The organism is Paenibacillus sp. 2TAB19 (assembly GCF_052115185.1).
Taxonomy (GTDB): domain Bacteria; phylum Bacillota; class Bacilli; order Paenibacillales; family Paenibacillaceae; genus Pristimantibacillus.
Genome location: NZ_JBFRGE010000129.1, coordinates 1 through 10,777 on the forward strand (window position 1 = coordinate 1; position 10,777 = coordinate 10,777).

The 10,777-nt window shown below is 52.4% G+C and carries 11 protein-coding genes and 1 riboswitch; of the genes, 10 read left to right on the forward strand and 1 reads right to left on the reverse strand.

Annotated elements, in window-relative coordinates; all coding sequences use genetic code 11:
• Positions 1-32: 32 nt before the first annotated feature.
• Positions 33-176, reverse strand: coding sequence for a hypothetical protein (locus tag AB4Z33_RS29350; protein WP_442053298.1), 144 nt, complete (start codon positions 174-176; stop codon positions 33-35).
• Positions 177-334: 158 nt separating this feature from the next.
• On the opposite strand from AB4Z33_RS29350, the gene ychF reads away from it, so the two are divergent.
• The 10 genes from ychF to glyA all read left to right on the forward strand — a co-directional run bounded on the left by ychF (position 335) and on the right by glyA (position 10,418).
• Positions 335-1,435: a redox-regulated ATPase YchF gene (gene ychF, locus AB4Z33_RS29355; protein WP_337103984.1), complete on the forward strand. Its 1,101-nt coding sequence runs from the start codon at positions 335-337 to the stop codon at positions 1,433-1,435.
• Between the two features lie 208 nt (positions 1,436-1,643).
• On the forward strand, positions 1,644-2,717 hold the full coding sequence (prfA, locus tag AB4Z33_RS29360) for a peptide chain release factor 1 (RefSeq protein WP_442053299.1): 1,074 nt from the start codon (positions 1,644-1,646) through the stop codon (positions 2,715-2,717).
• Between the two features lie 175 nt (positions 2,718-2,892).
• Positions 2,893-3,840, forward strand: coding sequence for a peptide chain release factor N(5)-glutamine methyltransferase (gene prmC / locus AB4Z33_RS29365; RefSeq protein WP_442053300.1), 948 nt, complete (start codon positions 2,893-2,895; stop codon positions 3,838-3,840).
• A gap of 586 nt (positions 3,841-4,426) precedes the next feature.
• Positions 4,427-5,152: a stage II sporulation protein R gene (gene spoIIR / locus AB4Z33_RS29370; protein ID WP_442053301.1), complete on the forward strand. Its 726-nt coding sequence runs from the start codon at positions 4,427-4,429 to the stop codon at positions 5,150-5,152.
• 56 nt (positions 5,153-5,208) lie between these two features.
• Complete coding sequence (locus AB4Z33_RS29375; protein WP_442053302.1) at positions 5,209-6,297, forward strand: L-threonylcarbamoyladenylate synthase; 1,089 nt, start codon at positions 5,209-5,211, stop codon at positions 6,295-6,297.
• Between the two features lie 118 nt (positions 6,298-6,415).
• On the forward strand, positions 6,416-6,928 hold the full coding sequence (locus tag AB4Z33_RS29380) for a manganese efflux pump MntP (protein WP_442053306.1): 513 nt from the start codon (positions 6,416-6,418) through the stop codon (positions 6,926-6,928).
• Between the two features lie 235 nt (positions 6,929-7,163).
• Complete coding sequence (locus tag AB4Z33_RS29385; RefSeq protein WP_442053303.1) at positions 7,164-7,742, forward strand: low molecular weight protein arginine phosphatase; 579 nt, start codon at positions 7,164-7,166, stop codon at positions 7,740-7,742.
• Between the two features lie 69 nt (positions 7,743-7,811).
• Positions 7,812-7,893, forward strand: a riboswitch (ZMP/ZTP riboswitch).
• A 135-nt stretch (positions 7,894-8,028) separates the two neighbouring features.
• The gene (gene rpiB / locus AB4Z33_RS29390) at positions 8,029-8,490 is read left to right on the forward strand and encodes a ribose 5-phosphate isomerase B (protein ID WP_337103886.1); all 462 of its coding nucleotides are present in this window, start codon (positions 8,029-8,031) and stop codon (positions 8,488-8,490) included.
• Between the two features lie 5 nt (positions 8,491-8,495).
• The gene (locus AB4Z33_RS29395) at positions 8,496-9,107 is read left to right on the forward strand and encodes a TIGR01440 family protein (RefSeq protein ID WP_442053304.1); all 612 of its coding nucleotides are present in this window, start codon (positions 8,496-8,498) and stop codon (positions 9,105-9,107) included.
• A gap of 63 nt (positions 9,108-9,170) precedes the next feature.
• Entirely contained in the window at positions 9,171-10,418 is a 1,248-nt protein-coding gene (glyA, locus tag AB4Z33_RS29400; RefSeq protein ID WP_442053305.1) for a serine hydroxymethyltransferase, read from the forward strand.
• The last annotated feature ends 359 nt before the right edge of the window (positions 10,419-10,777 follow it).

Sequence of the window (10,777 nt, forward strand, 5' to 3'; positions counted from 1 at the left end):
GCCCTCTTTTGGGACAACACCTCTTTACGGGATTAATCCGTTTTTTTCTTTTTCGTGGAGAAGTTGGAGACGGACTTGGCATCCTCGACGTTGTCGTTGACGAAGGCCATGTCCTGATTTTTCGCTTTCATATGCGTCGTGCCTTTGTAATTGCCTTTGTGCGTTTGATTTTCCATGCTGTCATCTCCCTGTATAAGGCTGCGATAACTCGCTCCACGGTATTATTTCCTGCGAACATAAGCGCCATTCCAGCCTTTCGGACTTTCAAAGTGGAGGTTGCTGGGGTATAATGACGGAAGTTGTTTACTTTCGGGAAAATAGGGGTGTCATATACATGGCTTTGAAAGCAGGAATCGTCGGCTTGCCGAACGTCGGCAAATCGACCTTGTTTAATGCAATTACGCAAGCGGGCGCAGAATCCGCGAACTATCCATTCTGTACAATCGATCCGAACGTAGGTGTCGTTGAGGTGCCGGACGAGCGTCTGGATAAACTCGTTGAGCTCGTTACTCCTAAGAGCATCGTGCCAACGGCATTCGAATTCGTTGATATTGCCGGCCTCGTTGCGGGCGCGAGCAAGGGCGAAGGACTTGGCAACAAGTTCCTTGCGCATATCCGCGAGGTTGACGCGATCGTTCACGTCGTTCGCTGCTTCCAAGACGACAACATTACGCATGTCGCGGGCAAAGTAGATCCGATCAGCGACATTCAGACGATTAACCTTGAGCTTGTGCTTGCGGATCTGGATTCGGTTGAGAAAAAAATCGACCGCTCCCGCAAAAACTTAAAGGGCGGCGACAAAAAGATCGCTTTGGAGGTTGAAGTGCTTGAGCGGGTGAAGGAAGCGTTGTATAACGATCTGCCTGCTCGCAGTCTTGATCTGAGCGAAGAAGAGAAACTCGTTATTCGCGACCTGCACTTGCTGACGATGAAGCCGGTGCTGTATGCGGCGAACGTAAGCGAATCCGAAGCGGGCGATACGGACGGCAACGAATACGTACAGAAAGTGCGCGAGTTCGCGGCACAAGAAAATGCCGAGGTTGTTCCAATCAGCGCGAAGGTGGAGTCCGAGATCGCCGAGCTTGAGGGCGAAGACAAGGAAATGTTCCTTGAGGAGCTCGGAATGGCCGAGTCCGGTTTGAACCGTCTTATTAAAGCGGCTTACAAGCTGCTTGGCTTGTATACGTATTTCACGGCTGGCGTACAAGAGGTCCGCGCTTGGACGATCCGCAACGGCACGAAAGCGCCGCAAGCGGCAGGCGTTATTCATACCGACTTCGAGCGCGGCTTCATCCGTGCCGAGGTTGTATCGTTCACGGACCTGGCTGCGGCCGGTTCGATGGGCGTTGCCCGCGAGAGAGGCCAAGTTCGCCTCGAGGGCAAAGATTACGTCGTGCGCGACGGCGACGTTATGCACTTCCGTTTTAACGTGTAAGTTGAATAGAAGGGTGTCTTGGCATGGCGCGCGCTCGCGTGAACATGTCTAGACGCCCTTTTTTGCAAAGAGTGGCGACGTTTGGTGTAGCATGCGGGGCAGAATAAGCATACGTAATGAACAACTACAAAAAAGCACCTGTCGATACGCGGCATCAGGTATGATATAATAAGGAATATCCTAATGGAATAAACAGAGGTGAATGATTGTGATAGACCGTTTACAAGCGCTCGCCGACCGGTATGAGAAGCTAAGCGAGCTGTTATGCGATCCGGATGTATCCAGTGATCCGAAGCGGCTTAGAGAGCTTTCGAAGGAGCAGTCGGACTTACAAGAGGCATACGATGCCTTTACGGAATATAAGCAAGTGTCTGAGCAGCTCGATGACGCCAAAGTCATGCAAGGCGAGAAGCTCGATGATGAAATGCGCGAAATGGTGAAGATGGAGATCGACGAACTTAGCGCGAGGAAGGAATCGCTGGACGAGAAAGTCCGCATTCTATTGCTTCCGAAGGACCCGAACGACGACAAGAACGTTATCGTGGAAATTCGCGGCGCGGCAGGCGGAGACGAAGCTGCATTGTTCGCTTACGATCTGTACCGGATGTACACGAAGTACGCCGATGCGCAAGGCTGGCGCGTAGAGCTTATGGAGTTTAGCGAGAATGATGTGGGCGGATTTAAAGAGGTTATTTTCATGGTGCAGGGCAAAGGCGCGTACAGCAAGCTGAAGTACGAGAGCGGCGCTCACCGCGTACAACGTATTCCTGCAACGGAATCGGGCGGCCGCATTCATACGTCGACTTCGACGGTTGCGGTTATGCCGGAAGTTGAAGAAGTCGAGATCGAAATTCTCGATAAAGACATACGGGTCGATACGTTCTGCTCCAGCGGCGCAGGCGGACAGTCCGTTAATACGACGAAGTCGGCAGTTCGCGTATTGCACGTACCTACGGGCATTATGGCGACTTGCCAAGACGGCAAATCGCAGAACGAGAACAAAGCGAAGGCGTTGCAAGTGCTTCGCGCTCGTATCTCCGATATTCGCCGTCAAGAAGAAGAGGCGAAATATGCGGGCGAGCGTAAGAGCAAGGTGGGTACAGGCGACCGCAGCGAGCGGATCCGTACGTACAACTATCCGCAAAGCCGCGTAACCGATCACCGTATCAACTTGACGCTGCACCGTTTGGACTCCGTCATGAACGGCGATATGGCTGACATTATTTCGTCGCTGACGATTGCCGAGCAAGCGGACCTGATGGAACGCGAATCGATGGGCTAAGATAACAACAATGCGCTGGATTCCCGCTGCGATTGCTCTCTAGAAGAGCGAGCGCGGCGGAGGTCCGGCGTTTTTTGCTTGGATGGGTGGATGTGGCTGAAATTAACGGGAGTAATTCACGTTAATTTCAAGCGGGGAATTATGATTAGGCGTGAAGAGTATGGAGGGTGCTGGGATGATGGGCGATGTTGTTGGTGGAAATGGGGCGGCGCAGAGGTTGACGCTGCGCGATGYGATGCTGCGCGCGACGAACGAGCTTGCGGCGCACGGGGTTGAAGAGGCGCGAGGCAATGCGGAGCTGCTGCTGCTGCATGTGCTCGGCATGGAGCGCTCGCAGCTTCTGCGCGACTATGGCGAGCCGTTCCCGGCGGATAAGGCAAAGGCATGGACGGAGCTGGTCCGCCGCAAGGCACTGGGCGAGCCGATTCAGTATATGATCGGCGAGCAGTGGTTCTACGGCCGGCCGTTCGCGGTCACGCCGGCCGTACTTATTCCGCGGCCGGAGACGGAGCTGCTCGTCGAGGCCGTGCTTGAGGCGGCCGATAGGCTATGGCCGCCGGAGGCTGCTGCCGTGCCGACGGTCGTCGACGTCGGCACGGGCAGCGGCGCCATCGCCGTGACGCTAGCTTCGCAGCGTCACGGATGGCGCTTATGCGCGTCCGATCTATCGCCGGACGCGCTTGCAGTCGCCCGCACGAACGCGGCCCGCCATGAGGCGGACGGCCGCATTGCTTTCGTGCAGGGCGACCTTCTCGCGCCCTTCGTGCCGGGCCGCGACAATACTGGGCACGCCGGGCTGCGCATCGACGTGCTCGTGTCCAATCCGCCATACATACCGGCGGCGGACATGGAAGGGCTGCAGCGCGAGGTGCGCGACTATGAGCCGCACCTCGCGCTGGTCGGCGGCGAAGACGGGCTTGACCCGTATCGCCGCATGATCGAGCAGCTTCCGCAGCTTGCCGTGCTGCCGCGCATCGTTGCCTTCGAGCTCGGCATCGGCCAGCCTAGCCTCGTCGCGGCAATGCTTGAGCGTATGTCCGCATGGGACGACATACGTATTATTACCGATTATGGCGGCATCGAGCGCCATGTCATCGCTACACAATCGCAGTCGCGCCAATAGCGGCCGCTGCGAACATCACAACCTTCAAGGCGCGGATTCTTTCCGCGCCTCCACACAATCAATCGCCGTCTCTCCGCGCCTCCATCATTTCAATCCGCTTTAGCTAACAACTCGCATCCCTGTCCCCTCACTAACCTCAACCAGTCTGCTCCCCCGCCAACAAACAACTAACTAACCATCTAATTCAGGCTTCACTTCCGTTGCTGCGCAGGCTCCTATCCATTCATTTGTAGCCTTTGAATGGATTTCATCCAATCAAATGAATCTATCTGCTCGACTCTTCCACTTTGATTGGAGTTTATCCAAGCTAATGAGCGTATGTGTTCGAATTTGGCCGCGTGAGGCGGTTTTGGCTGTACGTTTTCCAGTCAAAAGGCAGTTTCGAGCCGATAAGTACCATTTGATTGGACTAAATCCAATCAAAACTATTTTGCAAGGGCAGCCCGTCAAAAACGCCATCTCACGGCAGCCCCTGCAAAATAATAGATTACTAGGTTTACTTGCTAGGATTGCCGGACATACTGAACACATAGACGTTCCGGAACGCAAGCAGTCGCACCGACGGGTGCGCGAGGGGAGCTTGTGTATGTCCAGCCATTATTCCAATCATTCTTATTCCAATGTTAAGCCTTATTCCTCCAAATCCAAATTTCGTTACCGCAATAGCTACGGTTTAGTTGTATTTGTACTTATTATGTTGATTATGAGCTGGGAAACCGGCCGCATGGATACAGCGATCGCAAGCGGAGAAATTCCGCAGGAAGCGATTCGCCTTCGCATTTTAGCAAATTCGGATAGTCCTGCCGACCAAGCGGTGAAGCGCGTTGTGCGCGACGAGATCGTCAAAGCGATGGGTACTTGGGTAAGCGGTCCGCAAACGATTGAGGAAGCTCGCCAAACGATTCTGGCTCATATGCCGGAGATCAAGGCGATTACGGCTGAAGTGCTTGCAAGCCGCGGCTTCACATACGGCTCGGACGCTGAGCTTGGCGTTGTTCCTTTCCCTACGAAAATGTACGGCAGCGAAATGTATCCTGCCGGCGATTACGAGGCGGTTCGCATTACGCTTGGCGCAGGCAACGGTCAAAACTGGTGGTGCGTGCTTTTCCCTCCGTTATGTTTTGTTGATGGAGCATCCGGCGAAGCGGTTGCTGGAGCATCAACGGTGGCAGCGGCGCAGGTAGAACCATCGGTCGACAAGCAAGCGCAGCCAGATGATCAATCCGAACAACCGTCCACGCCTGAAGCGAAGTTTTTCCTGTGGGAGATGCTCGAAAAGCTGTTTAACTGGRTCAAAGCTCTCTTCGTATAACGAAACGGCTTGCTTACAAGTGGCTGTGCTATAATGCTTTTATAGGCAACACATTCATGGATAAGCAAGGATTGAACGATACGATGAACAAAACAACGATATGGCAAGTCCAGGCCGAAGAGCCTGCATCTGCCTTGAGTCTTAAAGAAGCAGCCGCCGTGCTGCAGGGTGGAGGCTTAGTCGCCTTCCCGACCGAAACGGTCTATGGCTTAGGAGCCGATGCTCGAAATACAGCTGCGGTTCAAGGGATATTTACCGCCAAGGGACGGCCGTCCGATAATCCGCTGATCGTGCATATCGCTAGCATTGGCCAAGCGGATGAGCTAGTACAGCCTTATCCGCCGCTTGCCGCACAGCTTATGAAACGCTTCTGGCCAGGACCGCTTACGATCGTGCTGCCTGTTCGCGAAGGCAAGCTGTCGCCGCTTGTTACGGCCGGTCTTGCCACTGTCGGCATTCGCATGCCGGATCATCCAGCGGCGCTTGCTCTCATCGAACGAGCTGCTTGCCCGGTCGCCGCGCCAAGCGCGAACCGATCAGGCCGACCAAGCCCGACGCTTGCGGCGCATGTGCTGGAGGACCTTGAAGGCCGGATCGACGGTATCGTCGATGGCGGAGCGACGGGTGTCGGTCTCGAATCGACTGTCATAGAGCTCGCTGACGATAAAACGATTCGTATTTTGCGCCCCGGCGGCATTACGCAGGAAACGCTGAGAGCCGCATTCCCCCATGCGGTCATCGAAGGCGCCGACGCTGCAGAGTCGGAGGCCGCACCAAGGTCGCCTGGTATGAAGTATACGCATTACGCCCCGCAGGGTGAGCTTACACTCGTGCAAGGCGAGCCAGTTCAGGTGGCTGCCTACATCCGCGCCGAGGTCGATAAGGCCAAGAAACGCGGGGAGACTGTCGGCGTATTGGCTTTTGAAGAACGAATCGCCTTCTATGAAGGCGATCTTGTGCTGTCTTGCGGAAGCGAGAAGTTGCTTGAAGAAGCTGCTCATCGCTTGTATGCCACGCTGCGCGAATTCGACGCTGCGAAAGTACAGCGCATCTGGGCCGAATGCGCCCCCGAGCACGGAATCGGTGAAGCGCTTATGAACCGTATGGCGAAAGCCGCAGGAAATCGAATTATTCGATTGCAATGATTGTAGTCTGTTTGTCCACTTGTTCGCATATGTTTGGTATAGAATGTGACGGACATGGAGGAGATAGGCTGTGGTCGAGGCTGATTTGCATGCAGGACAATTTGTGACGCTGCTTATCATGGCTGTAGCGTTAGGATTTGATGCTTTTTCGTTAGGGCTCGGTATCGGTTTGAGAGGCATTCGGATCAAAGATATTTTGAAGCTTAGCTCGGTCATTGCCTTGTTTCATATCATCATGCCGCTTGGCGGCATCGTGATGGGGCAGTTCGTAAGCGGGCTCCTTGGCAGTGTGGCTACGATCGCGGCAGGTATTCTGTTACTGCTGCTTGGCGGACATATGATATACAGCTCATTGCGGGGCGATGCCGTCACGTCATTCGATCACCGCACCACTTGGGGCTTGCTCGTATTCGCGCTTAGCGTGAGCATCGATTCGTTTTCCGTGGGCATTACGCTTGGCATGTTTGCTGCGGATATATGGCTGACGGTATTGCTGTTCGGCATTTTTGGCGGCTTAATGTCGATAATGGGGCTGTCGCTTGGACGGAAAGTAAGCGCTGATCTAGGCGAGTATGGAGAAGCGCTCGGCGGTGCTATTTTATTCGTCTTCGGTATTTTGTTCATCTTCTGACAGGACATGCCTCTCCATGCTAACGAGGCTGGACGTAATCGGTCTTTTTCGGTACTATCTAGTTAAGTGAATGTGCTGCAAGTTTGTGCGAATTGCACAATGCGGCTGCACTTTGCGTTTTGTATGAAACGAATGGAATATTAGTTTTTATAAAATCTTTTAAAATTAGCTTTTGCCGCCAAAAATCGGCGACAGCCGTTTCACCTTGACGCGACATGATAAGGAGGCAGCAGGCATGAAACGTATTTTATTCGTATGTACCGGCAATACATGTCGCTCCCCAATGGCGGAAGCGATGCTGAAACGAATGGCGCAAATGAGAGGGATTACGGTTGCCGTTCGTTCCGCAGGCGTATCGACGGTTGACGGACTTCCCGTTTCCAAACATGCGCTGGAGACGCTTCGCGAACGCGAGATCGAACATAAAGGTTCTTCCAGAGCGATGACTTCGGAAGCGGTTGAATGGGCAGATCTTATATTGACGATGACCTCCGGACATAAGAGAGGACTTCTTCAATGGTTTCCGGAAGCGGTTGACAAGACGTATACGCTTAAGGAGTATACGAACATAGACGAGCGCGTTCTTGCTGATATCGAGGAGCTTGAAGGACTTTATACGGACATGCATATGAAACAGGCTCTCGGCCAGCAGCTTACGTCCTTGGAACGCACGCGTCTGCTTGAGCTGGAACGGAGCATTCCCGACTTCGACATCGCTGATCCGTTCGGCGGCTCCTTTGCTTTATATGCTAGCTGCGCGCAGGAAATCGAGACGGCGCTTGTCCGTCTGCTTGATAAGATTTCCAAGCGATAATTCGAATCCGCCATAGGTGTTTGCAATTGATTTTTTGTCGTTTATCGGCTATGATGAAAAGACAAATTAGGTTTCCGATGTAACTGGCGACGGAAGTGGGCTAACCACGGTGGAGCATCGGATCATACGGCCGGTCGCCTGGGCAAAGAGCAACATGCTAACAAGCATGTCATGCTCTTTTTTTGTCTTCATAAGAATTGTCGTTATCAGTGTATCAGCCGTTTACGCTTGACAAATGCAGGTATAATAAGACTGTAATTGAGTTCGAGGGAGGTCAAAAAAACCTATGAAAATTGCAATTGGAGCCGATCATGCCGGCTATGTGCTAAAGGATGTTGTCGTGCCCTTCATTGAATCGTTGGGACATGAAATTGTCGATGTAGGCTGCGACTGCAGTCAATCGGTTGATTATCCGGACTACGCGCTTCCTGTATGTGATCTCGTTGCGAACGGAGAAGCCGATCGCGGCATTCTGATCTGCGGGACGGGCATTGGGATGTCGATTGCCGCTAATAAAGTGAAGGGCATTCGCTGTGCGCTTGTACATGATCTGTTCTCGGCTAAGGCGACTCGCGAGCATAACGATACGAACGTGCTTGCCATGGGAGAGAGAATCATCGGTCCTGGCGTTGCTCAGGAAATCATTCGCATCTGGTTGGAAACGCCGTTCTCGCAAGGCGAACGCCACCAGGGCCGATTGAATAAATTAGCTCAAATCGAACAACAATTTGCTTCGAAATCCGTGTAATCGATATGACGGAAGCATATATGAATGATCGCGATCCGCTGGAATCGATTGCTTCGAATGTAGAAACGATCATAAGGGAGCTTGCCTCGGCGGGCGGATTGTCGGCTGGACAGCTGCTCGTTATAGGTGTTAGTACAAGCGAGGTGCTTGGACAGCGCATCGGAACGGCAGGCACGCTAGATGCTGCCGAGCGAATATTCGCCGGTGTCGAGACTGTTCGCAAGGAAATCGGATTTCATCCCGTTTATCAATGTTGCGAGCATCTGAATCGCGCGCTTGTCATCGAACAGCCGGTTGCTGAGCGGTTCGGTCTAGAGCTTGTATCGGCAGTTCCGATTCCGAAGGCGGGCGGTTCAATGGCCGCATTCGCTTATCGGACTCTCCCGGGAGCGTGTCTCGTAGAGACCGTGGCGGCACATGCGGGCATCGATATCGGCGATACGCTGATTGGGATGCACTTGAAGCGAGTTGCCGTACCGGTTCGACCTTCGATTAAGAGCATCGGCAGCGCCCATGTTACGATGGCTTTCACGAGACCGAAGCTGATCGGCGGTATCCGTGCCGTCTATGAGCTTGATGGAGCTGCCGCGGAGCAGGCCAGCGGCACATGCGACTGACTCTATAAGGATACAGACTTCAACCTATATAATCTTTTTTAAACCTAAGGAGGAACTAATGACATGGAAAATCTACGTAAGCAAGATCCGGAAGTACTAAAAGCAATGGGCCTTGAGCTGACTCGCCAACGCGACAATATCGAACTAATCGCTTCCGAGAACATCGTAAGTGAAGCTGTTCTTGAGGCAATGGGTTCGGTATTGACGAACAAATACGCGGAAGGTTACCCAAGCAAGCGTTACTACGGCGGCTGTGAGCATGTCGATATCGTTGAGGATCTTGCCCGCAACCGTGCGAAAGAACTGTTCGGTGCTGAGCACGCGAACGTTCAGCCGCACTCCGGCGCACAAGCGAATATGGCTGTATACCTTGCTGCTCTTAAGCCTGGCGATACGGTTCTTGGCATGAACCTGGCGCATGGCGGCCACTTGACGCACGGCAGCCCGGTTAACGCATCCGGCTTGCTCTACAACTTCGTAGCTTACGGCGTACAAGAAGACTCCTTCACAATCGATTATGAAGAAGTTCGCAAACTTGCTTTCAAGCACCGTCCACGTTTGATCGTAGCTGGCGCAAGCGCATACCCTCGTATTATCGATTTCGAAAAATTGGGCAAAATCGCAAGCGACGTAGGCGCATTGTTCATGGTTGATATGGCACACATCGCAGGACTTGTAGCTGCAGGTCTTCACCCGAGCCCAGTGCCGCATGCGCACTTCGTAACGACAACGACGCACAAGACGCTTCGCGGACCTCGCGGAGGTATGATTCTTTGTCGCAAAGAGTGGGCTGCCGCTATCGATAAAGCGGTATTCCCAGGTTCCCAAGGCGGACCGCTTATGCATATTATCGCGGCAAAAGCAGTCGCTTTCGGCGAAGCGCTTCAGCCTTCCTTTAAGCAATATGCACAAAACGTCGTGAAGAACGCTAAAGTTCTTTCCGAAGAATTGTTGTCCCGCGGAATCAACATCGTATCCGGAGGAACGGATAACCACTTAATGCTGATCGACACGCGTAATCTTGGCGTTACAGGTAAAGTGGCTGAGCATGTATTGGATGAAGTTGGCATCACAGTTAACAAAAATGCTATTCCTTTCGATCCAACGAGCCCGTTCGTAACTAGCGGTATCCGTGTAGGTACGCCAGCGGCTACAGCTCGCGGAATGAATGAAGACGCAATGAAAGTTATTGCAGAAGTGATTGCCCTGGTATTGAAAAATACGGAGGATCAAGCTGTTCTTGAGAAAGCGCGCGGCATGGTTCGTGACCTGACAGCTAAATTCCCGCTATACCCTGGAATGACTTACTAATACGCTATACAGTATCTATATACAATCGTTTGTATAAAAAACGATCAAAAGCCCGTGTATCGACTCGAAGTCGATGTCACGGGCTTTTTTTCATGCATGGAATGACCGAAAGCCTGCATGTTTATTCTAGTATCCAAAAGCTATTTACAAACGATTTGTAAGCACCGATAAAAAATTTTTTAAAGTAAAATTTACCGCAAGTGTATTTTTTGAAATTTGTAGCATCCTATATGCGACAAGGGATTTGTCGAATTTCCAGCAAAATCGTTTCTGACAAAAAGCTGACGTGCCAATTTTTAGGTTGTTGACAATGTAATATTCGTTAGTATATATTTTCTACGTTAAATTCAGAGTAATAG